The organism is Methylobacterium sp. GXF4, assembly GCF_000272495.1.
Classification (GTDB): Bacteria; Pseudomonadota; Alphaproteobacteria; order Rhizobiales; family Beijerinckiaceae; genus Methylobacterium; species Methylobacterium brachiatum.
Genome location: NZ_AKFK01000061.1, coordinates 196,337 through 220,106, shown reverse-complemented (window position 1 = coordinate 220,106; position 23,770 = coordinate 196,337). Strand labels below are relative to the sequence as shown.

Here is a 23,770-nt window from a genome sequence, read left to right as displayed (position 1 = left end):
GCGAAGTCTCTCGGCGTCCGCGACCCCGCCGCGGTCCCTCGGTTAGCGCTCGCTCTCGACCCCGGAGCTTGTTCTCGCATGCTGAACGCTTTCCAGGTGGCGGGCCTTGCCACCCATGCGCTGGTCCTCCTGATCGGGCTCGGTGCCATTCTCGGCCTCGTGCCCTTGGCTCGCGGCCGTCGCGCCGGGTTCGGGCTGGTGCTCATGGCCACGGCCATGACCATCGTGGTCCTGGAACCGCACCTCCGGTTGGGGGGCGGTCGGGGTCGGCGCCTACGTGGTTGGCTTCCTGGGCGGGCTGTGGCTGCTACTCGGCCCTGGATCACCGGGTCCCGGCGGGCCGGCAGCACCCCGCGGATGAGCGGTCGAAGGCGTTCGGCGCGGCGGGCCCTGCCGCTCTCTCCGAAAGGCATTCTCACTGTAACCGTTTGCCGGCCACCCCGAACTTATACAAGACGCACCAAGCGCCAAGCACATCCAGGGAAGATCTTGTTATGAAACGCAGCTTTTCTGCGCTGCTCCTCGGAGTTCTCCTGACTTCGACTGGGGCGAGCTACGCCTCTGCGGGTTGGATGGACAACGTCCCGGCCCGCTTCCTCCCGGGCCATGCCCGTTCGGGCGCGACCCAGAACCTGTCCCGGACATCGGAACCGACCGACGGCGTCCTGGTGACCGGCTCGGTCGACAGGGCACCCGCCCGCTCCGGGTACTCCCCTCGGTCAGGTTGGCCCGGCAAGCCGTAAGGCGACGTCGGCGCCACGCCGAGACTTGTATGCTGTGGTAGCCAGCAGCGAATTGTAACCATTTCCGCGCCGGGCCCGAAGTTTGATGTGAAGGCGCTGCAGCGCGCGCCCTTCGCCTGCAAGGAGCATCCGGGCTCTCGCCACGACGGCGCCAAGGCGCCCCGGCCAGCCGAATTAGAAAGAAGGACCACCGATGTCTGATCTTGGCCAGTCGAGCCGAAAAGGCATGCTCGCTGCAACCATCGTCGCGCTGCTGCTCGCGGGTGGCGTGCAGGCGCAGGCCGCGCCGATGGGCGACATGCCCGGTATGAGCGATAAGGCTGGCCCGGAGAGCGGAAAGCAGCAGACGGCCAGCGCCACCGGGACCGTCGCGGCCGTGAACGCGGGCCAGCACAAGGTGACCTTCGACCACGAGCCGATCCCGGCGATCAACTGGCCCGCCATGCACATGGAGTTCCCGGCGGCTGCCTCGGTCGATCTCTCGAAGGTCAAGCCGGGCGAGAAGGTCAAGTTCACGCTGAGCGGGAGCAAAGGTTCCTACACCGTTCAGTCGATCACCCCGGCCCAGTAGGGCAGACGGGCCGGAGGGCACGCCATGATGCATCGCCGTACGCTCCTCGGCGTTCTCCTTACGGTGACCGCGCCGTCCATAGCCGCGGCGCAAGGCGTCCAGACCGCCATTCTCTACAAGAACCCCCAGTGCCAGTGCTGCGACGCCTACGCGAAGGTGCTCCAGCGCAACGGGATTGCGGTCACCGTCAAAGAGACGCCCGCGCTTGCGGCACTCAAGCGCGAGCACGGCGTGCCCGAGCCGCTCCAGGGCTGCCATACGCTGCTCATCGACGGCTACGTCGTCGAGGGGCACGTACCAGTCACAGCGGTCAAGCGGCTGCTGGCCGAGCGGCCCGCCATCAAGGGCATATCGCTGCCGGGCATGCCGGCGGGCTCGCCGGGCATGGACGGGGAGAAGACGGGGCCGTTCACAATCTACGAAATCGGCGACGGCGCCCCGAAGGTCTTCGCGCGCGAGTAGCGCGAAGGCAGGACTATTCTGAAACCTACGTTTGACAGGAGAACCTCATGTCCAAAATCTCGCAGCTCGCACCCGCCGCTCTCGGCCTTGCTCTGTTTGCCGGCATCGCCGCTGCCTCAGCTGAACCTGCCACGAACCCCGCACCGTCGGACAAGGGGACGATGGGCGGCATGATGCAGGGTCAGGGTGATGGCATGATGCCGATGATGCAGGAGATGTCGAAGATGATGGGGAACTGCAACAAGATGATGCAGACCATGATGGACCGGCAGAACCAGGGCGGGTCCGGCCAGCAGAACCCGGACAAGCGCGGCTGAGTCGGGGACGCGCGCTGGCCCTCTGGCCACGAGGGCTGCGCGCGAGCCGGACTTCCCGCGCCCGTGGCCGGGCCGTCGGTGGGCAAGTTTAGGCCGCAGATGAGGTTTCCACCGGGCTTGTGAGGTCGGGCCGCGCTAACCGTATTGGGTTCTGCCAAGTGATCCCCACTCTCTTGCCCCGGCCGGTTTCATCCCCGCCGGTCGGGGACTTTTTCCACGAACAGGAGGCAAGCGCCTGGCTCTCGCGGGTCCGACGGATCCGGGAGGACCGGGTTTGCAAACGAGGAACTCACAATGCCTGAACAGGATTGGAGCAAGCCCCCGGACGTCACGACCGGGCCGACCACCGCTCCCGAGCCTCCGGCTGCCCAAACCCGCGCTCGCGGTGGAATGGGTTACGGCATGGGTCGCGGCTCCATGGCACTGATCGTGGCGGTGCTGATCGGTGTGGCGCTCGGGGCCGTTGTCTTCGGCGGAGAAGTAGGAGGTGTCGCCCAGGTCGGCGGCTGGACGTTCCTGCTGTTCCTGCTGCCGTGCCTACTGATGTTCGGGGCTATGATGATGATGGGCAACAGCTCCGGCGCGGACCGCAAGCGCTAGGCTGCACTGCGGGATGGACGTCCTTGAACGCCCGGGGTGGTGTTGGCCGGCTCTGCCGTGTCTGGGAGGATCGGACGGTGAGCGATCGGGAGCGAAGGAGTATCGGCCTGCGTCGGATCGCCGGCCTGAGCGTTTTGGGTTTGGGCATCCTCGCCGGCGGCCCTGTGCGGGCGCTCGAATGCCCGCTCCCGCACCCCACCGGGACCCCAACTGCGATCGACCAGACGGCTGGAGACATTCGGACTTACGCAGAGCTGCTGGCGGCGCAGGGCACCGGGGCGGTCCCGGAGATCGTCACGTAGCTGAGACAGGCTCATCCCGGTGCAAGCGCCGCCGAGATCGTGAATTTCCTCGTGACCGCCTACTGTCCCGTCGTGAATGGGAACCCATCCCTCGGGGAAGGACAGAAGAGGGCACGCCTCACAGCTTTCTCCTCGCGCCTCATGCAAGAGTTTGGTTGCGGGTGATCAGCGGTAGCCGCGGTCGGGCGGAACTGGGACCGAGGAGGTCATCGCTTATGTTGAAGGACCCCGGCGCGAGCACGCGACCCGACGCCGACGTCCATGAGCGGGTCAAGGATCCTGTTTGCGGGATGATGGTCGACCCGAGCACGACACCGCATCGGCGCGATCTCGGCGAGGCGACATTCAGCGCCAGAGGTTCAACTGCTCCAAGCGCTGATCCTCCTGTTCCTGCTGTTTGATGTAGGCACGGATCACGGCCTCGTCGCGGCCGACCGTCGAGACGAAGTAGCCCCTGGCCCAGAAGTGCTGGCCGACGAAGGTCCGCCTGCGCTCGCCATACACCCGTGCAAGATGGATGGCGCTCTTGCCTTTGATGTATCCGATCACTTGGGAGACGGCGTACTTGGGAGGGATGGCGATCATCATGTGCACGTGATCGGCGAGGAGATGCCCCTCCTCGATCCGGCTCTCCTTCTGCTGCGCCAGGGTGCGAAACACCTCGCCGAGATGTGGACGCAGCGTCCCGTAGAGTGCCTTTCTACGCCCCTTCGGGATGAAAACGACGTGGTATTTGCATGCCCCCTTGGTGTGGCTTAAGCTCTCGAACTTGTCCATCGTTGAAGATCTTCCCGTGTGCTTGGCGGCTCACGGAGAGATTTTCTTCGATGGACACTGCCGAAAACGTCAAACGCCTACTGCCTCCCCGGCAAAGCCGGGGGAACTCCCGATGGGATCAGCTAAGGCTGTGGGTCTCATGGCGAGATCCCCACGACGGTCAAAGCTTATGCTCATTCTCGTAAGTTCGGGAACGCACCATAAGTGGTTACAAGGGCACCGTCCGGGAGTTGTCGCAAAGTCGGTGTCCAGGTTGCGTCCGCTGGGAGAGGGCGTGCCTGCGCCGTCGCCGGTCAGCGATGCTGGGCCGAGGCTGAGCGCTCCGTCGCGTACCCCCTGTCCGCAAGGGGACGCCCTTGCAGACATGAAAATGTTGTGACCACGGCCTGCCTGTAATTTCGACGCTGAACGCTTAACGGCACAGCCGTTGCATTGAGATTATTTGAGTAAATCGGCTGTGGCCTTTTGAACGGCATCTAGAGAGGACATGGCACTCAAATTTGACTGGTATGCGCGAATGGCCGTTTGGAGATCAGCGATTTCCGTCGCCATATTAACGTTCGGCAGCTTGATGTTGCCACGCGCATCCGCTGCCACGTTGCTGGGATCGTACTGGATGCGGAACTCGCTGGTGTCGCGCACGATACGCACGACCGGCATCTCAGGACCTGTCGAACTGATCGGTTCGAACACGGCGATTTTTCGGCGATAGGGATCTGCTCCGCTTACGCTTGCGGTTGAATTGGCATTGGCAATGTTTTCGCTGATGGCACGGATACGTGCTTGTTGAAGACGACGTCCTGCAGCTAAAATCTCGGACCCAGATAGGGGCACTTCTACCTTAGTCATGGGAGCCTGACAGACGCGCTTCAGAAATCCTTTAAAGAAACCGTTAACGCGAGATGGTTAACAGAAAATTAATATTCCAGAAGCCATTTACGGATTAGAACCGATCAATCGTTTGTAAAAATTATACGAAAAATAGCCAGACATAAACGTAAGAATGCCATTCATCCGCTCCAGACCAATAAATCTGAGATGACGACACCCCAGAGTGTGAACTGACGTAAGATCTCGAATGCCAATTTGAGCGCGGCAGGGAAGCCAGGCTGGTGTTCGAAGGAGAGGCACGCGCTTCAAGATTGTGGTGCGGTTACCGGCAGCGTGCCCAGCGACGTGGAAGATCTCGAGAACCTGCCAGTGCCGCTGCCAGAAATTCAGGCTGTCCCGGCGAAGGCGAGCATGGCTGGCAGCGCGACGACCATCAGGCCCTTTGTGGCCGTCCCCAGCAACGAACGACTTGTGGTGGTGATGTGGATATGCTCATGACGTTATAGGTCCTCCATGTCCGGTTCGGCTGCGCCGCGCGCCTGCATAGGCCGATATGCGCTAGACATCTCGATTGGCGATCAAGCAACGCCGATGTTCAAACGGATCTTACGATCTGGGATTGCATTCACGGGCGCGGTATGCCTGCTGATAGCGGGATATGGTGGATCTTCTGCAGCAGTGGATTGTGCAGGGGTACTTCGAATGCACGGCCTACTGCGCTGGAGCGCCAGGCAGTGCGCATTCACGCAATACAACCCGGAAATCGTTGAAGATGCCAAGCGCTGCTTCGAGCAGCTCGGCTCGTCCATCGCCGTCCCGCTGATGTATGCGGGACGCGAACAGTTCGAGCGCATGGCCGTCTCACAGGGACGAGAGGCGACCTGTACAGAGATCGCTCGGAAGTTCCCAACGGTCGTGCGGTAGTATGCTGACCGGTGCGGCACAGTCGCGCGCTACGGAAAAGCGTCCTCGCGACTTCTCTCCTAATAGATCTTTACCGATCTATCATTCAGATGGAGTGCTCAATCAGCGGGCTGGGCATGCCATGCACTGACGAGGCGTAAAGATCGCGATTGCACCTTTACTTAAAAGTCCGCGTGAAGCCGTGATGCGAAGAAGTGAGCTGGGCCGCGGTCGCGGTTATAGCCCGGGTTGTTCACGAACTGGTAGTCGAAGGTCAGGGTCACAAACTTGGTGAGGTTCAGGGCGTAGTAGCTCTCGATGGCTCGCTCCCTGCCGTAGCGCAGCGTCCCATCACCGATCAGCAGTCCGTAATAGCCGGCCGCGAAGGCGGCCCGGTGCGAGGGCGAGAGGCCGTTCATCGCAGCCCCAATCCCGATCGTGTCGTCCGGCCGGTCCCAGGCCTTGCCCTTCAGCGACAGGCCGCCAGAGAAACTCTGGTCGATGTCGGTGAAGGAGATGTTCTCCGTCCGCCCGTCGTTCAGGCTGGCGCGGGCGAACAGCCCAAGCTCCGGGGTGAGCGCCTGCTCCAGGTTGATGTAGCCGCCGGTCTTGCGGCGGGGGCGCCGCGTCGCCGCGACCGCGTCGTTGATGTCGTCGAACACGCCGAGCTGCGTCAGCGTCACCACCTCCCGGTTGTTGGCTGAGTTGGCAACGTTTGAGAACAGCCCAATGCGCAGCTTGCCCGGCTGGTCCAGCCACGGGAGCACGTAGCGCTGCTCGAACTCCGCGTTCAGTCCGGCGCGCCGGAACACCCGCGGGTCGAGGACGTCGCTCGACGGCTCCTTGGGGACCTGCGTGTAGGCGGCGCGGATCGCGAATTCCGGCCGGTTGTACTCGGCGTAGACGCCCTGGGTGAAGCCGGGCAGGTTCGCCGGGAAGTCCCAGGCCGAGGCGCCCCAGAGCGACCAGTTGAAGAAGTCGACCCGCGGATCGTGCGCGTAGACGTTGCCGTCGAAGAAGTCGCCGAGCGCGAACTTGCCGGCGACCACCGTGATCCGCTCGGCATCGTAACGCGTCGCCACCTGGTTGGGCCCGTCCGGCACCTCCACGGTCTCGCCGCCCAGCCCGAACGTCTGCTTCACGTAGTAGCGGTTGGAGCGCAGTCTCGGGAACGGGGCACCGGCCTTCTGCGCCTCGCCGTTGACGAAGCCAGCCACCCCGTGTGTGCCCGACAAGCCGAAGCCCTGGCTGAACTCGGGATTGTAGTACAGCTCAGTCCCTTCCGTGACCTGGAGGCCGAGGAAGGCCGTGGCTGTGGTGGTCTGCCGGGCTTGGTGCGGAACGAGGCTGTTGTCGCCGACATAAGGCGAGCGGAAGCTCGGCACGCCCTGGGCGATCAGCGTCGTCTGGCCGTGCAGCGAGAACCGGCCGGTGTCGCCGTTGCCGGGATCGTGCGGGGCCGTCGCGTCCGGATCGGGCGGCACCTTCAGCCCATCTGGAAACCACATCAGCCGGGCAAACATCTGGTTCGACGTGAAGCTCGCCCGGGTCGTGATCGGGCCGAGACCGGGCACGTTGCCCAGCGTGAGGGCGCGACTGCCGCCGAGGTCGACGTAGCGGTAGTCGATGCCGAGCGCGAGGGTGTCGGTGATGGCGTACTGCACGCCCGCGCCGAGGGTGAAGCCGACATAGCCGAGCTCTCGCCGCGCCGTGGTCTGGCCGCCCGTGTCGAGATCCGGATAGGAAGCGAGAAAGCGCGCGTTCGCCCCCGTGAGCCCGACGGCGCCATAGATCAGGTAGCGGTCGAAGCTGTAGCCGATCCGCGCGCGCAGCGTCCCGTACAGGTCCGCCTTGGCGCGCACGATGTTGAAGACCGGGTCCACATCCCCGTAGCCGAAACCCGCGATCGTCGAAGGGACAGGTCGCTTCAGGTTCGCCGCGTCGAGGCTGGCCTCGACGCCGTAGACCCACGGGCCGGTCTGCCAGTTCCAGCCGCCGAACAGACCGCCCACCGCCGTGGTGGCGTTCCGCCCCTGGTCGCTCCGGCCGGTGGCATCGCCGCTCTTGAAAGCCGGGACGGAGCGGCCGCCGATTGTCGTTGGGCCGAAGTTATACGCCCCGTAGGATCCGCCCGCGCTGCCCTCCAGGCCGATGTAGCCGCCCGACCAATCGGTGTAGGCAGGAATGTCCGCCGCAGGATGCGGCGCGGTCAGGTCGGCCGCTGCGACAGGAATGCATGGGCTGACGAGCATCGCAAAGCCGCAAAACATTGTCTTGGAACGCAGCCTGCTTGTGAAGGCGGATTTGGCTGTCATCAGTACGCTGTTCGAGGCGCGGCTCACACAGGACCTGACACCGCTTACGGAGCGATCACGGCGCCAACAATGTTTTAGCTCAATTTGTGGACGAGAAAATCTGAGGTGTGCTCAAAGCGACACGATGGCGGAGCAGATTATAAGTGTTATATTTATATTGCTCAAATATTTGATAGCGCTGTGTTTTTCCTGGCTGATCCGAGCGAGCAGACCTTCTACTTCAGCCATGCTCCCGAGGGGACATCGCCGCCCGACTTCGTGCGGATCGCCGGCACGCGCTGGGCGATCGAGAGCTACTTTGAGCAGGCAAGGACGAGGTCGGGCTCGACCAGTACGAAGTGCGCTCCTACGTCGGCTGGCACCGACACGTCACTCTGGCGATGGTCGCTCACGCCTATCTCGCCAACCTGCGCAAGGCGGCTCTTCGGGGGGAGATGTCACGACGGATCTAACCGCCGACCTGCCGCCGCTAACCGTACCCGATATCCGCCACCTGCTCGCCGCCTTCGTTGGCCTGCCGCCGCTCGAAAACGCAGGAAAAGTAAAATATACAACATTATAATCGTACCTTCTAAAAATTAGCCTTTTATTACCCGAAACAATGTCGATATCCCATTATAAGCTTTAGCAGAGCTCATGCTATTTTGACGCCGCGTAGGCTCGGCGAGCGCATCAAAAATCATGTCAAATCGGACCGCTCATACTGCTCCCAAAACCCGGGCAACTCTGAGGATAGGCGGACCTTTCGCCCGTGCATCGCTGAGGCTTGTCGGCTCGCGGTTCGCGGTGATCCTGTCGGGTGAGCTCGTCCAGAGCTTGTTCCACTTCGTGCTGAACATTCTGCTCGCACGAGAACTCAGTGCGCGTGACTACGGGCTGTTCGCGATCGTGTTTACGGTAGGCGCCGTGGGCATCACCTACATCCGCGCCCTCGTGGCGGTCCCGGCCACACTCCATCTCACCCGCAGCCGCGGCCGCCCGGCCGCCCGGGGCTACGACGTGATGTTCGGCTCGGGTGCCGCCCTGGTCTCGGCGCTGATGGCGCTGGTCGTCGGCCTCGCCCTCGTGCCGGTGATCGGCCTCGGCGCTCTGGCCGGGGGTGCCTTCGTCGGCCTCTACGCCTTCCGCAGCTACCTGCGGGTCATCCTGGTCGCGCGTGGGCAGCCGCGGATCGCAGGCTTGAGCGACCTCGTCTACGCCAGCTGTGGTATGGTTTTCCTTGGGTTAGGCATGTGGGGAGAAGGGGCGGCGCTCCTCGATCAAGCCTTCTTCGTCATCGCCCTCGCTCACGCGGTTGCCATCGCGGCGTCTTATGGCGCCCTGCGCGAGCGTCTGCGGTTCTCGCTGCACGCCCGGGCGCGGGCACGCTATCTCGTGATCTGGCGCGCGCTCGCGTGGTCGCTCGCGGGCATCACCAGCCTCACCGTGCAAGGGCAGGGCCTTACTCTGCTCCTGGCCTTCGTGATCGGCCCTGGTGCCTATGCGCCGATCGCGGCGACGCTGGTGCTCTACGCACCCTTGCGCATCGCGACGGTCGCGCTGACCAACATGCTTCTCCCCGACATCAGCAGCCTTCTGGCAAAGGGGCAGGTCAGGGAGGCGCACCGCATCGTGGTGCGTTCGGCCGCGGCCATCGGTGGCGCCTGTCTCGTCTATGGAGCGATGATGCTGGTGGCACTACCGGAGATCGAGGCCCTGCTGTTCAAGGACCGGTTCGACGGTGAGCCGATGAATTGGATCGGCATCGGTGTCTGGAGCATCGTCACGCTCGCGCTGCTGTATACGATCCCACGCGCGTTCCTTGAAGCCTCCGCCGCCTTCCGCACGATCACCGAGATCGCGGTAGCAAGCGCCGTGCTCGGCTTCGTCATCATGATCCCCACGCTGACGTTCCTGCCTGCATCCTTTGCGCTCGTGGGCCTCGGAGCTTCCGAGGCTATGACCCTGCTGTTCTCGGTCCGGGCGTTTCTCATTCCTGCATCTGCGTCAGGCAAAACCATCGCCAGGGCATCGAATCTCCTGGAATAGACTGATCGGGAGCAGCCATAGCTGGTCATGAACGAGCCGGTGGCTAGCGAACAGATTTGGCGCCCTGGCATCCCCCCGAAGCTATCAGCGAAGCCGAACGGCGGTATGCCGGGTTACCGCTCTGCCTCCCCGCGCCGCAACGACTTCTAGCGGATGGCGTAGAAATACGGGTCTCCAGCCATTGGGGCGGCATATGGTGCAGCGATGCGCGCGGTGATCCGAACCTTCAGGATGAGAGGGGTCCTGCTCGCCCTGGCTGCCGTTCCCATGCCGGCATGGGCTGAGCCAGCCAACACACTGCCGGAGCTGTGGCGGGCACTTGGGGCCTGCACGCGCGTGAAGAACGTGCCGGCCGCAGCATTGGGCTCGGAAGTGACGGTACTGTTCAGCTTGAAGCGGGACGGCAGCCTTCAGGGGCAACCGCGGATCACGCATTCACACTTGATTGGCGGGCCGGACGAGCAGCAAGCGTTCGTCTCCGCGGCCCTATCGGGGATCGCGACCTGTTTTCCAGTGCCGGTCACATCGGGGCTGGGCGGCGCTATCGCTGGCCGACTGTTCCGGCTGCGTATCCTCAGTTGGCGGCCAGAGCGCGCGATCCAAACGACCGCGCCTTACAAGAACCCGCTCCCGTTATACGTCTTGAAGGCATCGTCCGCCGTGCTGCTGCTACAACTTATACCAACGGCGGTCGGATCTGACTCCTTTTTAAATGCCGGGCTGGTTTTGGAGTGACTCTCTGCGTCCTACTGAGTGGCGGGAGCGGTGCGATGACACTTGCGATCACACGGCTAGACCTTACGGCCGAGGATCTTCGGCGTGCGGCGGGATCGAGCCGGAATGTTGCCCAAGCCCGTCGCTGTCTGGCGATTGCCTCCGTTCTAGATGGCTGCACGCGCACGGCAGCCGTCGAGAGCGCCGGGATGCAGCGACAAACCCTGCAGGACTGGGGGCACCGCTACAAGGTAGTATCGTGCTCGTGGTGGAGGCTTGGCGCAGGCGCTCGGATACAATACAACACAGGTCACTCGTCCGGGTGCAAGACCGGTCCGTTGTCGACCGGCAGGCGAGCCGCCACGAGCTCGCCTTGTGCGGGCAGGCTGCGCCCATCCCAGCCGCCTCCCAGTGCCCGGATCAGCGCAACGGCCGTGGTGAAGCGGCTCGCCTGGATCTGCAGCGCGGCCACCCGATTGCTGAGCTCGATTGCCTGTGCTGTGACTACGGTGGTGTAGTTCTGCGTGCCCGCTCGATACTCGTTGAGCGCGATCTCCACCGCACGTATGGCAGACGCCACCGCCGCCTGCTGCGCCACCTGCTGCAGCGCCAGGATGCGCACACCCGACAGAGCGTCCTCGACCTCGCGGAACGCTGTCAGCACCGTCTGCCGGTACGTCGCGACGGCCGCCTCGTAGGCCGCCCGCGCCGCCTGCAGGGCTGCCGAGCGGGCGCCCCCATCGAACAGCACCTCCGTGGCGGCCCCGGTCACCGACCAGAACTGGTTCTCGGCTGCAAATAGCGCAGCGGTCGGATCGCCCGAGAGACCGCCGGACGCCGACAGGCGCACGCTCGGGTAGAAGGCTGCTACGGCCACGCCGATCTGTGCGCTCTGTGCCTGGACCAGCCGCTCGGCTTGCGCGATGTCCGGGCGCCGCTCCAGCAGGGCTGAGGGCACGCTCGCGGGCACGGCGGGCGGGCGGGCGGCGAGCTGCCCGCGCAGGAGCGTGATCTCCGACGGCGGCCGGCCGCTCAGGATCGCGATGGCATGCGCGAAGGTCGCTCGCCGTAGCTCGACCGCGATCGCGGAGGCTTGGGTCGTCTGGAGCTGGGTCTGCGCCGTGATCACGTCCGAGCGCGCGGCCACACCGGCGGCGTACTGGTTCTGGGCAATGGCGAGGCTACGCTTGTAACCCGCGACGGTGTCGTCCAGAAGCCGCCGGAGTGAATCCTGGTAGCGCAGCTGGACATAGTTCGTGGCCAGCTCCGCCTGGATCGTGAGGCGCACAAGTGCCAGGCTGGCGGCACTGGCCTGAGCGGAGGCCGTGCTACTCTCGATCTGGCGCCGGATGCGGCCGAACAGGTCGAGCTCCCAGCTGGCCGAGCCCTGCAGGGTGAGGGTCGTGCGTGCCTCGCTCCCGCTGCCCGACTGCCGAATGCTGGGTGCGGCCAGCACGGTCGGGAACAACTGGGCATGCGCCTGCTGGACCACGGCTCGGGCCTGCTCGTAGCGGGAGAGGGCCTGGCGCAGGGTCTGATTGTCGACATCGATGGCGCGGATCAGGCCGTCGAGCACGGGATCGCGGAAGACCGACCACCAATCTTCACGTGGGGCAGCCTCGCTCGGCGTGGCTTCCCGCCAGCCTGGCACCGGGGAACTGGCAGCCGCCTTGAAGGCCAACGGGGTCTCGGCTGAGGGGCGCGCGTAGTCTGGTCCGACGAGGCAGGCCGAGGTCAGGCCAGCCAGCGTCAGCACGCCGACGAGCCGCAAACCCAGTGCGCACATCATCGGCGTGGCTGCCAGGTGGCGGCTGGCGGATCTTGGAGGGTTCCGGTGCCCCGTGTGGACCAACCGAACAACCGGACAATCTCGGCTACGACGTCCGGCGCCTGCCCCCACATCAGCCTCGCGGTCCTTGAGCACGAACCACGCGCTGTTCCCCTCAATGGCGGTGCGCCACACCACGGTTGGCGCGGATCCAATGAGGCGAGAGGATGTCGCCCTCCTCCGTCACGATCCAGGGCCGCGCCTCCGGATCGTGCAGTGCGTCCACAGCCGCGCTGAGCGCCTCGCGCAGAGTTGCGAACTCGCGACCCTGTCTCGTCTGCACCGCCTCCGCGCCCGGCCAGATCGTCAGCTCGGCGCGTTTGTCGAGATCCTCAGAGGTCATGCAGGGTTTCCTGTCTTCTGCCGCGCAGGGTTAACGCGGGGCGATGGCGTTCGTGGGGCGGGCGTGTTGTGGCCCTGTATCCAGCTTGCACCCGTCCTCGGAGGCGCCCGGCCGATCACGCTTTCCGTTCAGGTACGGTTCAACGGCCTGCGCCAAGGCTGAGGTCACGGCGGCACGCGGCTCGTGCCTCTGCACTCAGAAGAGAATGCACATGAGGCACGCGCCCCGCTTCAAGACGGCCCTGACCGCCGGTCTGCTCGCGCTCGGCACCGGCTTCGTGGTGATGTCGGATCCGGCAGCGGCTCAAGAGCACGGCTACGGTCATGCCCGCAGTCATAGCGGGTTCTACGGACGCCACGGCGGCTACGGCCGGCACGGCTATGCTGGCCGCCACGGCGGGTCATATGGCCGCTATGGCTATGGACGCGGACATGGGTACGGTCGAGGCCACGGGCGCTCCTTCGGCGGCCATGGCGGATATGGAAGCCACGGCTACTGACACTGGCCCTGGACTGCCTGCTGCCGCGAGCGTGCTACTTGCCCAGGCCGAGGTCAAAGCCTTCCGCTTGATCCAAACCAAACGGTCTCCGGAAAACCCGAAGCGGTTCAAGACGATGACTCTTTCACCCCAGGCCGCCTGACCGATGGCCATTTCAATTCCACCTAGAAAGTCCACCTCATTGATGGGTACGATCTCGTCCACGGCTGGACGGGGAACCCAGTTCAGGTCCAGCGCCTCAGGCGCGTACCGCATAAGCCCCACCGGCCTGCCCTTACCCTGCGGACCCGTAGGTCATCGAAGATGAGAGCGCCCCGCCGACCGTGAGGCTGCGGAGCGCATCGGGCTACTTGCCGCTGGGTGCTGCACCGCTGCCGGTCGCTCCGTTGCCCATGCTGCTGCCGGCCGGAGCGCCGGGCGTGCTCACGCGGGGACCGCCGCTGGTACCAGGAGCCATACCTGTGCCCATCGAGCCAGTTTGCTCCATGGACTTCTCGGAATTGCTCTTCACACTGCCGGGATTATTCATGTTCCCCTCAGCACTGCCGCCGCCGGCCGGGGTCTGGGCGAGAGCCGATCCCGAGAGTGCGAGCGCGCACAGAGTGGCGAGGGTGAGTGGCCGAATTGGCATGGGAGTGTTCCTCCGGGTTGCTCGTTCTGATCTAGCCTGGGCCAACGCCAGAGCGATGGAAATCGTTCAGCTTCTATGTTGATTTGCGCTATCTCGGATAAGTCACCTGATCAGCACCAATCCCGATCAAAAGGCGATGTTGGAGCTGCCGTCGCCAAAGAGGGGTCCCGCCGCCTTCAGCTGGTTCGCCTCGCATGAGGCATTTTGGTCAGGAACGCCGTGTTCTGCCGGATACGAGCGGATCCGCGAGCCCGGCGCTCGAACGACATCCCAGCTGCCCAAAGCGTCGAGCACCGCCCCCTGCGGAAACGCCTCATATGAGTCGAGCTCAGGGCCCAGTCCAAATCTTTGGACGGATCCCGTCGAACTGGATCCCACGTCAAAACAGCAATAGTCGCTCGAAGTCGTCTCCAGGAACATTCCAAAAAGCGTCCGGTTACTCGGGCGTGTACCCGCGAAGGGTATGTACCCGGTTGGGGTATGCGCTGGGCTGACCCTTGCCGGAACCGAACCTCAGTCGCCGAGAGCCCCGGCAGCGCAAAGGAGACGCTGATGACACATCAATCGACCACTCAGAGCGCCGCGCAGGATCAGGCCAGCCAGCTGAGCCTGGGAGACGACCAGCTTTTCATAGGCAGCCACGGCCAGGATGCCTTCCCGGGTACAGGGCAGATGGACATCGCCTTCGGTCGCGATGGGAACGATTATCTCGCCGGCCAGGGACAGAACGACGACCTGCTCGGCGGGAATGGCCGCGACGTTCTGACCGGCGGCGCCGGTATGGACCACCTCGACGGCGGCAACGGAGCCGATGTCCTGATCGGCAACGGCGGTGACGATGAACTCCGAGGGGCGCAAGGCAACGACTACCTCAACGAGGGTGTCGGGCACGGTGATCTGGAGGGCGGCCCCGGCAACGATATCCTGACCGGTGGACCGGGCGGCGACGCCTTCGACATCTCGCCTGGCAGCGGCAACGACGTCATCACCGACTTCTCCGCCGGACCGGGCATCCTGGACCATATTGCGGTCCAGGGGCTCACCCCCGAAGATCTGACGTTCCAGGATACGAAGTTGGGCGCGTTGATCAGCTGGGACGTGGCCGCCGGTGCCGGCTCGGTCCTGCTGGAGGGTGTCCAGAAAGCGGATCTCGCTCAGGACGACTTCATGTTCACGGACGACCGCCAGGTCATCCAGCCGACCGATCCCAACGCCACGCATGTGTCGACGGAGATCAGCAACATCACCACCGAACCGGGTGACGTGACGCCCCCGACCTCGGGTGCTGACACCGGTTCGGGCGAGGCGATCCGCTTCGACGAGTTCAACGTGCGTGCCGGTACCGAGCAAGCCGACACGTTCCAGGGGACGGACGCGCGCGACTACTACGTGGGAGGAGGCGGCAACGACAAACTGTTCGGGGCGGCCGGCGACGACGACCTGCGCGGCGGCAACGGCAACGACGTGCTCGTCGGCGGAGCCGGTCAGGACCACCTCATGGGCGAGGCCGGGAACGACAAGCTCTATGGCGGGCCTGACAACGACAATCTCATGGGCGGGGCTGGCCAGGACCAGCTCTATGCCGGGGCCGGGCACGACATGCTCGACGGCGGACAAGGCAACGACATCCTCAACGGCGGGGATGGTGCCGATGCCTACATCGTGAGGCCCGGCAGCGGAAATGACATCGTCACGGCCGGCTTCGACGCGGGCCCCGGGGCGTTCGACCATATCGCCTTCGAAGGCGGGATCACGCCCAACGACGTCACGATCGCCGATCAGACCTCGACGCACGGCGACGACCACTCTGGTACGCTGGTCAGCTGGGAGACGTCCCAGGGTGACGGCTCGCTCTTCCTGGAAGGCGTGACGAAGAGCCAGATGGCCCAGGACGATTTCATGTTCGGGGCCGATACCGCACGGGAAGCGCAGTTCACGAACGACCCGACGATCACGTCTGAGGGCTCCGAGTACATCTTCCGAGGGGCCGAAACCTCTGCGGCCGGCGACCCGAACCACACCTACGCCTGAGCGGGCCCGGAACCCGCGGCCAGGCCGCGGATCCCTGCGGGCGGCCTCCGGACCGCCCGCCAGCCGTCGATCCTCCGTCTCTGGGCCTCGCCTTCCAGCGCAGGCCCAGGACCTTTCGCCGTGGGCCCGATATTATGAGCGCTGTCGAGAACTCGTTCGGCCGGACTACCGGAGCCGGGATCGGTGACGGGCGGGTGTCCCTGTTCCGGGGCGCCGGAGCCGCGTTCCTCGGTGTCGGGCTGCTGAGCGCGCTGGTGAACGTTCTCTATCTCACCGGCTCGTTGTTCATGCTGGAAGTCTACGACAGGGTGTTGCCGAGCCACAGCGTCCCCACGCTCTTCGGGCTCGGCGCCATCGTCGTGCTTCTCTATGCGTTCCAAGGCCTGTTCGACGTGCTGCGCAACCGCCTCCTCGTCCGGATCGGCGCGTCCGTGGACCGCGCTCTCGGCCGACGCACCTACGACGGCGTGGTGCAGGCTCCGCTCGTGGCCCCGCGCCAGAACGATGGTCTGCAGCCGCTGCGCGACCTCGATCAGGTTCGCGCATTCCTGTCGAGCCCGGGACCGGCCGCCCTGTTCGATCTGCCCTGGATCCCGCTGTATCTCCTGCTCTGCTTCGCCTTCCATCTCTGGATCGGTACCGCCGTCTTGGCCGGTGCACTGCTCCTCGTCGCCGTCACGCTCGCCACCGACCTGCTGACGCGCGCCCCGTCGCGCGCCGCGGCCGCGGCCGCGAGTCAACGAAACGCCCTCGCGGAGGCCGGCCGGAGAAACGCCGAGGTTCTGCGGGCCATGGGCATGGCGCCGCGCACCGCGGAGACCTGGGCGCAGGCAAGCGAGGACCAACTCGTCGCTCAGCGCCGCGTCTCCGATATCGCGGGTGGTCTCGGCGCCGTGACAAAGGTCGTGCGCCTGACCCTCCAGTCCCTGGTGCTCGGGATCGGCGCCTACCTCGTCATACAAGGCGAGGCCACCGGCGGCATCATGATCGCGAGTTCGGTTCTCGTCGGCCGGGCGCTCGCTCCCGTGGAGCTGGCAGTCGCGCATTGGAAGGGCTTGGTGGCCGCGCGCCAAGGCTGGGGGCGGCTCAAGAGGTTTCTCGCGCCCTTCCAGCGGCGAGCCGTCGGGGTCGCCCTGCCGCCGCCGCGTTCGGACATCCGCGCGATGGCTGTGACGGCCGCCGCCCCTGGCATGGACCGGGCGCTGGTGCGGGACGTCACGTTCTCGCTGCGCGCGGGCGATGGTCTGGGCGTCGTCGGCGCGAGCGGCTCAGGCAAATCCTCGCTGGTGCGTGTGTTGGTCGGGATCTGGCCCTCTCGACACGGCTGCATCCGCCTCGACGGCGCGACGCTCGATCAGTGGACCCCGGAGATCCTGGGACGCCACATCGGCTACCTGCCCCAGGACGTCGAACTCTTCGCCGGCACGGTGGCACAGAACATCGCGCGCTTCGACCCGGAGGCAGCCTCCGAGGCCATCGTCGCCGCGGCGCGCGCCGCCGGCGTGCACGAGCTCGTGTGCTCGCTGCCCGAGGGCTACGATACACCGATCGGGGAGGGTGGGACCTTCCTGTCCGGCGGGCAGCGCCAGCGGGTCGCGCTCGCGCGCGCGCTTTACGGTGATCCGTTTCTCGTCGTTCTCGACGAGCCCAACTCGAACCTCGACGCCGAAGGCGAGGAGGCGCTGACCCGCGCAATCAGGGGCGTTCGCGCCCGCGGCGGCATCGTGGTCATCGTCGCCCACCGACCGAGCGCCCTGGCGGGCATCGACCACGTGCTGCTCATGGCCGAGGGACAGGCTCGCGCCTTCGGCCCGAAGGACGAGGTCCTGTCCGCACTGAAGCGGCCGCCCGCCCGCGGGCCGTCCAAGCAGCCCAGGCTGCCGCGGGTCGGCGCCAACGAGCTCGCAGTCGGCGAACGCCCCGTGGCGCTGCGCGTGGTGGCGGATGCGGATCCGATGCGGGAAGAGGAGGCGACCGCGTGAGCGCGCATCCACCTTGGGACATCCGCCGTTCGGTCCGGCGTCATCTGGTTCTGAGCCTCGCAGCCGCCGCACTGCTGACCGTGGGGCTCGGAGGCTGGGCGGCAACCACCGAGCTCGCCGGTGCGGTCGTGGCGCCCGGCGCGCTCATGGTCGACTCCTTCGTCAAGAAGGTGCAGCATCCGACGGGGGGCGTGGTCGGCGAGCTGCGCGTTCGCGACGGCGATCTCGTTCATGCGGGTCAAGTCGTCATGCGGATGGACGAGACCGTGACCCGCGCCAATCTTGCCGCCGTCGACAAGAACCTGGTCGAGCTGACCGCCCGCCAGGGCCGCCTGGAGGCGGAGCGCGACGGAGCGCAACGCATCGCATTCAGCGCCTCTCTGCGCAGTCGTGTCCAGGTCGATCCGGAGGCCGGGAAGGTCATGGCCGGCGAGACGCGTCTGTTCGAGCTGCGCCTCGACGCGCGGGCCGGCCAGAAGGCCCAGCTGAAGGAGCGGACCGGGCAGCTCCGGGAGGAGATCCAGGGCCTGACCGGCCAGATGACCGGCAAAAGACGCGAGATCGAGCTGATCAACCGCGAGCTCGAAGGCGTGCGCGATCTCTGGCGAAAGAACCTGATCCCGATCCAGCGCGTGACGTCCCTGGAACGCGACGCCGCCCGCCTGGAGGGCGAGTATGGGCAACTCGTCGCCTCCGTCGCGCAGACCAAAGGCAAGATTTCCGAGACCGAGCTGCAGGTGATCCAGGTCGACCAGGATCTGCGCAGCGAAGTCGCCAAGGAGTTGAGCGAGGTTCAGGGCAAGATCGCCGAGCTCGTCGAGAAGCGTGTGGCCGCCGAGGACCAGCTCAAGCGCGTCGACGTTCGCGCCCCGCAGGACGGCATGGTCCACCAGCTCGCCGTCCATACCATCGGCGGCGTGGTCGGCCCGGGCGAACCGATCATGCTGATCGTTCCGCGGGGCGACACCCTCGTGATCGAGGCGAAGGTCGCGCCGAAGGACATCGATCAGGTGCAGCTCGGTCAGCGGGCGATGCTGCGCCTGACTGCGTTCAACCAGCGGACCACCCCGGAGGTCGGAGGTGAGGTCAGCCTCGTTGCGGCGGACCAAATCACGGACGAGAAGACGGGCACGAGCTACTTCAAGGTCCACGTCACCCCGAAGCCGGAGGAGCTCGCGCGGCTCAAAGGCATCAAACTCGTGCCTGGGATGCCGGCGGAAATCTTCATCCACACTGGAGAGCGATCCGTTCTGTCCTACTTGGTGAAGCCCCTGAACGATCAGATCATGCACGCCTTCCGGGAAGATTGACGCGTATGCCCAGAGCCGAGTTGTTCAATGCCGCGAAGTCGGCCTCTCCCGGGCCGCCCCTATCCAGCACAATATCGAATTCTCGGATAGAAGCTGTGCATCTGTCAGTCGGTGGTGTCGTTCCGTCCATGCGAGCGCGCCTGTGGCAAGGGATGAGCAGACCTGCCATCGCCGGCGCAGAGAGCGTGTGATGGAGCGGAGCTCGGCACCGAGTCTGGTCCTGGGCGATTACGGCTTCGTGGCGCTCGTGCTGCTTATGGTCACGGGTCTCGCCTTGCTGACCCTTGCCGCCTATGCGCGGGCGCCCCGGCGAGCCATCGGTGCCCCCGCGGCCTGGGCGCAGTTCCGCTTCGGCTACGCGGTCTACGCGCTGATCTTCCTCGCCTTCGATATGGAGATGATCTTCATGTACCCGTGGGCGGTCGTGTTCGCTGACATCGGCGTGAGCGCTTTTCTCGACATGCTGGTCTTCATCGCTCTCCTGTCGGCGGGTATCGCCTACGCCTGGGGCATGGGCGGCCTGCGGTGGGAGTGATCGGGAGTGCCGCTGCGGTGGTCGCCGCCTTGCTCGTGGGCGCCGGCCTGACCTGGGCAGTCGAGCGCCTTTTCTCCCGCCCGGACTGGGAGGCCGGCCCGGCGCGCGGCGCCGAGCTCCGCGGCGGCCTCGACCTGCCCAACGCCGACCGCTGGCTGCTGCCGGCCGGGCCTGTGGTGGCGCTCGCCGGGGTTGCCCTCGCCATGGTTGTCGTGCCGCTCGGGCCCGGGCTGATCGGGCAAGACCTCGGCATCGGCCTGTTCTACGTCATCGTGGTTGTCGACTTCGTCGTGCTCGGCGTGGCGCTCGCCGGCTGGGGTGCGAACACGCCAGACGCGGTCGAGGCCTGCTATCGCATCATCGCTCAGCTCGTCGCCTATGTCGTGCCGCTCGGGCTGGCCTATGTCGGGGTCGTCATGATGGCCCGCTCACTCTCGACCGTCGCCGTCGTCGAGGCCCAGCGGGGCATCTGGTTTGTCGTTCTGCAGCCCGTAGGCTTTCTGCTCTACATCGTTACGGGGCTGATGCAGTCCTACCGCGCGCCGTTCTTGGAGCCGTTCGCTGACGCCATCGACGGCGGCGTTCTCGGTGCAGCCGGCGGATGGACTGCGCTTCTGTGGCGTATCGCGCTCGCCGGCGTGCTCCTCGTCATCGCGGCGGTCGGGGCGGTGCTCTATCTCGGTGGGCCGTCCGGACCGTGGTTTCCTGCTTGGGTGTGGATGCTGGCTAAGACTTACGCCCTGATGGCGCTGATGCTTGGCCTCGGGCGCTGTTTTCGCCCGCTCTCGACGGCGGAGATGCTGGCGCTCTCGTGGAAGGTCCTGATCCCAGTGGGCCTGGTCAACGTGCTTCTCGTCGGCGGGCTGATCCTCCTCGGCGTGGGACCGCGGGCATGAGCGCAATCTTTGAGGCCACTGCCTTCGCGGTCTGTGCCTTCATCGCTGTCGCGGGCGCGCTCGGCATGACGACGACCATGAGCATGTTCCGCTCGGGCATCTTCCTGATGGCCTCGTTCATCGGCGTCGCCGGCCTGTTCATCCTCCTGTCGGCCGACCTGATTGGGCTGCTCCAGGTGATGATGTATATCGGCGGCTTTCTCGTCATGATCCTATTCATGGTGCTGGTCATGCACGACCCCGGCGGGGCGATGATGGCCGGCATGGACATGGCCCCGCTGGAGCGCTGGTCCAGCTTGGGGCTCGTCCCGCGCCAGCCCCCGGATGCCGGTCAGGACGGTCACGGGCACGGCGACGCCGGCAGCCAAGCCAACGCCCCGGGACACGAGGGCCCATCCATGCCGCACGGGCCCCAGCAAGGCGGCGAGGCGCACGGTGAGCAGACCCACACGTACGTCGGAGCGGCCAACGCCATGCCGCATGAGGCCCATGGCGGGCACGGCGGGCACGCGGCCCGTCAGAACGGGCAGGCAGCCCACGACCACGAGCAGGGGGGCGGTCACGGCGATATGGACATGGGTGGAATGGACATGTCGATGGTGACGCCGGTTCGCCCGCTCGCGGCCTGGCTCGCCCTCGCGGTCGGGGTCGTGCTCGTCGGCATGCTCATCCTGCGGCCGGCCTGGCCGGTGTCCGACGCCGTGCCGGACCCGGACTCGGCACGCCGGGTCGGACACCTCCTCATGGAAAAGTACATGGTCGCCTTCGAGGGCGCCGGGTTCCTGATCCTGATCGGCATCTTCGGCGCGGTGCTGCTCGCCCGACCCTCGGTCTACCCGGACGACGCCTCGCGCGCCGCCAGGGTCGCGGTCGACGTCAAGCCGGAACCGATCCGGGACGACCACCTCGCGCCCCTCGCAGGGCCGGACCGGTCGGCCGAGCACGCGAGCCGGCACGAGGTCCACCGCCACAACAGGGGGGATGCCGCATGACCGTACCGCTGATTGCCTATCTCGTCGTCGGCGCGCTCCTGTTCGCCATCGGCCTCTACACCGTGGTCGCCCAGCGCTCGGCGGTCATGATCCTGATGGGTGTCGAGGTGCTCCTCAACGCCATCGGCCTGAACGTCATCGCGTTCTGGCGGTTTACCGCGCCGGGCGACTACTCCGCGCAGATCCTCGCTATCCTGATCGTCACGGTGGGCGCCGTCGAGATGGCCATCGGACTCGCCCTCGTCATGCTGCTCTACCGGCAGCGCCGGACGGCCGAGGTCGACGCCTACGCCGACCTCAAGCGATGATCCCACTCCTCGCCATTCCCCTCCTTCCACTCGTGGCGGCCGCGGCCGCCCTCAGTCTCGGCCGGCGCCTGCCCTGGGGCGGCGGTGAACTCATCCTCGGCGCCGTCGCCCTATCCCTGGCTGGCCTCGCACTGATGCCGTCCGGTGCCGCGGCATCAACAACCTGGTTCGAGAGTGGCGGGTACCGGCTGACCGTCGGGCTCGCCGCGACGCCGCTCACGTATTTCGTCGCGGTGGTGGTCGCGGGCGTCGCGTTCTGCGTCGGCCTCTACAGCCTCGGCTACATGGCGGGGAGGGACGACCGGCCCCGCTTCTTCGCCGAACTCGGCCTGTTCGTCGGCGCCATGCTGACGCTTGTGCTGTCGAGCTCCCTCGTGCTCCTGTTCGCGGCTTGGGAGATGGTCGGGCTGGCCTCCTTCCTCCTGATCGGTTTCGAGCATACCGAGCCTGCCGCCGGGGCCGCCGCCAAGGCGTTCCTGATGACCCGGATCGGCGACGTTGGCCTTCTGCTCGGCTGGCTTCTGGCACTCGCCGCCGTAGGAACCACCGATATCGACGCCCTTGTCGGCGCCGTCGAGAGCGGCCGGATCGCCTCAGGCGCAGTCACCCTGATGGCGCTCCTCATGCTGGCCGGCGCGGTGGGCAAGAGCGCACAGCTGCCGCTCTCCGCCTGGCTCCCCGACGCGATGGTCGGGCCCACCCCGGTCTCGGCCCTGCTGCATTCCGCTACGATGGTGGCCGCCGGCGTGTTTCTCGTGCTGCGCCTCGACCCGGTCTTCGCGGCGGCGCCGCTCGCGCGCGACGCCCTGTTCTGGGTCGGGGCGGCGACGGCGCTCGTTGCCGGCCTGATCGCCACCGCCGAGGCGGACCTGAAGCGGGTGCTCGCTTGGTCCACCTGCTCGCAGCTCGGCGAGATGATGATCGCCCTCGGCCTCGGTGGCCCGCGCGCGGCCACCTTCCACCTCGCGGCGCACGCGGCCTTCAAGTCGACCCTGTTCCTCGCCGCGGGCGTCGTGCAGGAACGGATGGGCACGCGCGCCTTCGACCGACTCGGCGGTCTCGCCCGCACGCTGCCCGTCGCCGGAGCGGCCTTCCTCGTCGCGGCCCTGGCGCTGGCCGGCATGCCGCCCCTGTCCGGGTTCTGGAGCGAGGAGGCAATCCTCGCGGTCGCGTCGGGGCACGGCCCGGGAACGGGCGCTCTGGTCGTGCTGCTCGTCTTTCTCGGCGGGGCCTACATCGGGCGCGCGGGGGCCGCGACCTTCCTCGGTCGGCGCCGCAGCACGGCCGGTCCCTCTAAGCCCGGGTGGGCGATGGGAACCGGCATGGGGGTGCTCGCGCTCGCCGCTGCCGGCGTCGGCTGGCTGCTGGTCGGCCGGTTCGGTGCCGCTCTGCCCTTCACCGCTGAACCCGGGACGGAGGTCGCGTGGCGCAACCTCGGCATCGCCGCCGGAGTTTTTGGTCTCGGCCTAGGAGTGGCCAAGGGATGGGGCGGGGCGCCCGCACTCGGCACCTTCCCGACAAGGCTCGCCTCCGGGCTGGCAGCCGCCACCGAAGCCCCGGCACGCTGGACCATGCGGCTCGCCCAGACGATCCCGACGGTCGAGGTTGCGCTCGATGCGGGAGCCCGCGCCGTTGCCCAGGGATCCTGGGGAATTGCCGAGCGAGTCGAGCGCATCGAGGCACGCGGCTTCGGGCGCGGCGGCGACCTCCTCGCCGCCGGGCTCGCTGCCGGGGGCGAGCGGCTCCGCACCCTCCAGGCTGGCCGCCTCTACCTCTACACGCTCGGCCTGTTCACCTGGATTGCGGCGGCGCTCGCCGCCGGCGCCCTGATGCTCTGGCCCTGAGGAAAACG

At 66.2% G+C, this 23,770-nt stretch carries 22 protein-coding genes and 1 pseudogene; 17 read left to right on the top strand and 6 right to left on the bottom strand.

Translation table 11 applies throughout. The annotated features are described in order from the left end of the window. Positions 1-969 precede the first annotated feature (969 nt). The 4 genes from WYO_RS15340 (at position 970) to WYO_RS15330 (ending at position 2,693) form a co-directional block, all read left to right on the top strand. Positions 970-1,314 carry a copper-binding protein gene (locus WYO_RS15340; RefSeq protein ID WP_244424180.1) on the top strand — a complete coding sequence of 115 codons (345 nt, stop codon included), beginning with the start codon at positions 970-972 and terminating at the stop codon, positions 1,312-1,314. A 24-nt stretch (positions 1,315-1,338) separates the two neighbouring features. Continuing rightward, positions 1,339-1,776: a DUF411 domain-containing protein gene (locus WYO_RS15335; protein WP_007564021.1), complete on the top strand. Its 438-nt coding sequence runs from the start codon at positions 1,339-1,341 to the stop codon at positions 1,774-1,776. A gap of 47 nt (positions 1,777-1,823) precedes the next feature. Next, positions 1,824-2,093, top strand: a complete 270-nt coding sequence (locus WYO_RS30935; RefSeq protein ID WP_007564020.1) for a hypothetical protein — start codon at positions 1,824-1,826, stop codon at positions 2,091-2,093. A gap of 417 nt (positions 2,094-2,510) precedes the next feature. Beyond that, on the top strand, positions 2,511-2,693 hold the full coding sequence (locus tag WYO_RS15330; RefSeq protein ID WP_128755009.1) for a hypothetical protein: 183 nt from the start codon (positions 2,511-2,513) through the stop codon (positions 2,691-2,693). A 647-nt stretch (positions 2,694-3,340) separates the two neighbouring features. Here WYO_RS15330 and tnpA read toward each other — a convergent pair. Both tnpA and flgC read right to left on the bottom strand, forming a co-directional pair. Then, positions 3,341-3,772: an IS200/IS605 family transposase gene (tnpA, locus tag WYO_RS15320; protein ID WP_007564017.1), complete on the bottom strand. Its 432-nt coding sequence runs from the start codon at positions 3,770-3,772 to the stop codon at positions 3,341-3,343. A gap of 438 nt (positions 3,773-4,210) precedes the next feature. Further along, complete coding sequence (gene flgC, locus WYO_RS29935) at positions 4,211-4,621, bottom strand: flagellar basal body rod protein FlgC (protein WP_081496985.1); 411 nt, start codon at positions 4,619-4,621, stop codon at positions 4,211-4,213. 684 nt (positions 4,622-5,305) lie between these two features. Here flgC and WYO_RS15315 point away from each other — a divergent pair. Then, positions 5,306-5,527 carry a hypothetical protein gene (locus WYO_RS15315; RefSeq protein WP_007564015.1) on the top strand — a complete coding sequence of 74 codons (222 nt, stop codon included), beginning with the start codon at positions 5,306-5,308 and terminating at the stop codon, positions 5,525-5,527. A gap of 161 nt (positions 5,528-5,688) precedes the next feature. Here the strand turns inward: WYO_RS15315 and WYO_RS15310 are convergent, their stop codons facing one another. Further along, positions 5,689-7,758, bottom strand: a complete 2,070-nt coding sequence (locus tag WYO_RS15310; protein ID WP_047170833.1) for a carbohydrate porin — start codon at positions 7,756-7,758, stop codon at positions 5,689-5,691. 252 nt (positions 7,759-8,010) lie between these two features. On the opposite strand from WYO_RS15310, the pseudogene WYO_RS32185 reads away from it, so the two are divergent. The 3 genes and pseudogenes from WYO_RS32185 to WYO_RS30930 all read left to right on the top strand — a co-directional run. Continuing rightward, positions 8,011-8,403 (top strand): annotated as a pseudogene (locus WYO_RS32185) (IS701 family transposase); the annotation flags it as partial. A 204-nt stretch (positions 8,404-8,607) separates the two neighbouring features. After that, complete coding sequence (locus tag WYO_RS15305) at positions 8,608-9,849, top strand: hypothetical protein (protein ID WP_007564013.1); 1,242 nt, start codon at positions 8,608-8,610, stop codon at positions 9,847-9,849. Positions 9,850-10,053: 204 nt separating this feature from the next. Further along, on the top strand, positions 10,054-10,584 hold the full coding sequence (locus WYO_RS30930; protein WP_128755008.1) for a hypothetical protein: 531 nt from the start codon (positions 10,054-10,056) through the stop codon (positions 10,582-10,584). A 289-nt stretch (positions 10,585-10,873) separates the two neighbouring features. On the opposite strand, the gene WYO_RS15300 is transcribed toward WYO_RS30930, so the two are convergent. Then, positions 10,874-12,349, bottom strand: a complete 1,476-nt coding sequence (locus WYO_RS15300; RefSeq protein WP_039903043.1) for an efflux transporter outer membrane subunit — start codon at positions 12,347-12,349, stop codon at positions 10,874-10,876. Between the two features lie 157 nt (positions 12,350-12,506). Beyond that, a complete protein-coding gene (locus tag WYO_RS15295) occupies positions 12,507-12,734 on the bottom strand; it encodes a hypothetical protein (protein ID WP_007564009.1) in 228 nt (75 codons plus the stop codon). A gap of 211 nt (positions 12,735-12,945) precedes the next feature. On the opposite strand from WYO_RS15295, the gene WYO_RS29930 reads away from it, so the two are divergent. Further along, on the top strand, positions 12,946-13,233 hold the full coding sequence (locus WYO_RS29930) for a hypothetical protein (RefSeq protein WP_007564007.1): 288 nt from the start codon (positions 12,946-12,948) through the stop codon (positions 13,231-13,233). Between the two features lie 346 nt (positions 13,234-13,579). Here WYO_RS29930 and WYO_RS32180 read toward each other — a convergent pair whose 3' ends face one another. After that, entirely contained in the window at positions 13,580-13,864 is a 285-nt protein-coding gene (locus tag WYO_RS32180; RefSeq protein WP_007564005.1) for a hypothetical protein, read from the bottom strand. Between the two features lie 552 nt (positions 13,865-14,416). Here WYO_RS32180 and WYO_RS15285 point away from each other — a divergent pair. The 8 genes from WYO_RS15285 to WYO_RS15250 all read left to right on the top strand — a co-directional run bounded on the left by WYO_RS15285 (position 14,417) and on the right by WYO_RS15250 (position 23,762). Then, complete coding sequence (locus tag WYO_RS15285; protein WP_007564003.1) at positions 14,417-15,895, top strand: calcium-binding protein; 1,479 nt, start codon at positions 14,417-14,419, stop codon at positions 15,893-15,895. A 134-nt stretch (positions 15,896-16,029) separates the two neighbouring features. Beyond that, entirely contained in the window at positions 16,030-17,877 is a 1,848-nt protein-coding gene (locus WYO_RS15280; RefSeq protein WP_007564001.1) for a type I secretion system permease/ATPase, read from the top strand. Next, the gene (locus WYO_RS15275; protein ID WP_007563999.1) at positions 17,874-19,187 is read left to right on the top strand and encodes an HlyD family type I secretion periplasmic adaptor subunit; all 1,314 of its coding nucleotides are present in this window, start codon (positions 17,874-17,876) and stop codon (positions 19,185-19,187) included. Before WYO_RS15280 ends, WYO_RS15275 begins: the two co-directional genes overlap by 4 nt. 190 nt (positions 19,188-19,377) lie before the next feature. Further along, complete coding sequence (locus tag WYO_RS15270) at positions 19,378-19,722, top strand: NADH-quinone oxidoreductase subunit A (protein ID WP_007563997.1); 345 nt, start codon at positions 19,378-19,380, stop codon at positions 19,720-19,722. A gap of 17 nt (positions 19,723-19,739) precedes the next feature. Continuing rightward, positions 19,740-20,618, top strand: coding sequence for a complex I subunit 1 family protein (locus WYO_RS15265; protein WP_007563994.1), 879 nt, complete (start codon positions 19,740-19,742; stop codon positions 20,616-20,618). Continuing rightward, entirely contained in the window at positions 20,615-21,610 is a 996-nt protein-coding gene (locus WYO_RS15260) for an NADH-quinone oxidoreductase subunit J (protein WP_007563992.1), read from the top strand. The genes WYO_RS15265 and WYO_RS15260 overlap by 4 nt, the downstream gene beginning before the upstream one ends. Then, positions 21,607-21,918 carry an NADH-quinone oxidoreductase subunit NuoK gene (gene nuoK / locus WYO_RS15255; RefSeq protein ID WP_007563990.1) on the top strand — a complete coding sequence of 104 codons (312 nt, stop codon included), beginning with the start codon at positions 21,607-21,609 and terminating at the stop codon, positions 21,916-21,918. Before WYO_RS15260 ends, nuoK begins: the two co-directional genes overlap by 4 nt. Then, the gene (locus WYO_RS15250; RefSeq protein ID WP_007563988.1) at positions 21,915-23,762 is read left to right on the top strand and encodes a proton-conducting transporter membrane subunit; all 1,848 of its coding nucleotides are present in this window, start codon (positions 21,915-21,917) and stop codon (positions 23,760-23,762) included. Before nuoK ends, WYO_RS15250 begins: the two co-directional genes overlap by 4 nt. Positions 23,763-23,770 lie beyond the last annotated feature (8 nt).

Bases quoted from the DNA above. Each gene is read 5' to 3' on its own strand.
- tnpA (WP_007564017.1), bottom strand. From the start codon at position 3,772: ATGGACAAGTTCGAGAGCTTAAGCCACACCAAGGGGGCATGCAAATAC.
- WYO_RS15300 (WP_039903043.1), bottom strand. From the start codon at position 12,349: ATGTGCGCACTGGGTTTGCGGCTCGTCGGCGTGCTGACGCTGGCTGGC.
- WYO_RS15260 (WP_007563992.1), top strand. From the start codon at position 20,615: ATGAGCGCAATCTTTGAGGCCACTGCCTTCGCGGTCTGTGCCTTCATC.
- WYO_RS30935 (WP_007564020.1), top strand. From the start codon at position 1,824: ATGTCCAAAATCTCGCAGCTCGCACCCGCCGCTCTCGGCCTTGCTCTG.
- WYO_RS15250 (WP_007563988.1), top strand. From the start codon at position 21,915: ATGATCCCACTCCTCGCCATTCCCCTCCTTCCACTCGTGGCGGCCGCG.
- WYO_RS15335 (WP_007564021.1), top strand. From the start codon at position 1,339: ATGATGCATCGCCGTACGCTCCTCGGCGTTCTCCTTACGGTGACCGCG.
- WYO_RS15270 (WP_007563997.1), top strand. From the start codon at position 19,378: ATGGAGCGGAGCTCGGCACCGAGTCTGGTCCTGGGCGATTACGGCTTC.
- WYO_RS15330 (WP_128755009.1), top strand. From the start codon at position 2,511: ATGGCACTGATCGTGGCGGTGCTGATCGGTGTGGCGCTCGGGGCCGTT.
- WYO_RS15310 (WP_047170833.1), bottom strand. From the start codon at position 7,758: ATGCTCGTCAGCCCATGCATTCCTGTCGCAGCGGCCGACCTGACCGCG.
- nuoK (WP_007563990.1), top strand. From the start codon at position 21,607: ATGACCGTACCGCTGATTGCCTATCTCGTCGTCGGCGCGCTCCTGTTC.
- WYO_RS15315 (WP_007564015.1), top strand. From the start codon at position 5,306: ATGCACGGCCTACTGCGCTGGAGCGCCAGGCAGTGCGCATTCACGCAA.
- WYO_RS15280 (WP_007564001.1), top strand. From the start codon at position 16,030: ATGAGCGCTGTCGAGAACTCGTTCGGCCGGACTACCGGAGCCGGGATC.
- WYO_RS15340 (WP_244424180.1), top strand. From the start codon at position 970: ATGCTCGCTGCAACCATCGTCGCGCTGCTGCTCGCGGGTGGCGTGCAG.
- WYO_RS32180 (WP_007564005.1), bottom strand. From the start codon at position 13,864: ATGCCAATTCGGCCACTCACCCTCGCCACTCTGTGCGCGCTCGCACTC.
- WYO_RS30930 (WP_128755008.1), top strand. From the start codon at position 10,054: ATGCGCGCGGTGATCCGAACCTTCAGGATGAGAGGGGTCCTGCTCGCC.
- flgC (WP_081496985.1), bottom strand. From the start codon at position 4,621: ATGACTAAGGTAGAAGTGCCCCTATCTGGGTCCGAGATTTTAGCTGCA.
- WYO_RS15295 (WP_007564009.1), bottom strand. From the start codon at position 12,734: ATGACCTCTGAGGATCTCGACAAACGCGCCGAGCTGACGATCTGGCCG.
- WYO_RS15285 (WP_007564003.1), top strand. From the start codon at position 14,417: ATGACACATCAATCGACCACTCAGAGCGCCGCGCAGGATCAGGCCAGC.
- WYO_RS29930 (WP_007564007.1), top strand. From the start codon at position 12,946: ATGAGGCACGCGCCCCGCTTCAAGACGGCCCTGACCGCCGGTCTGCTC.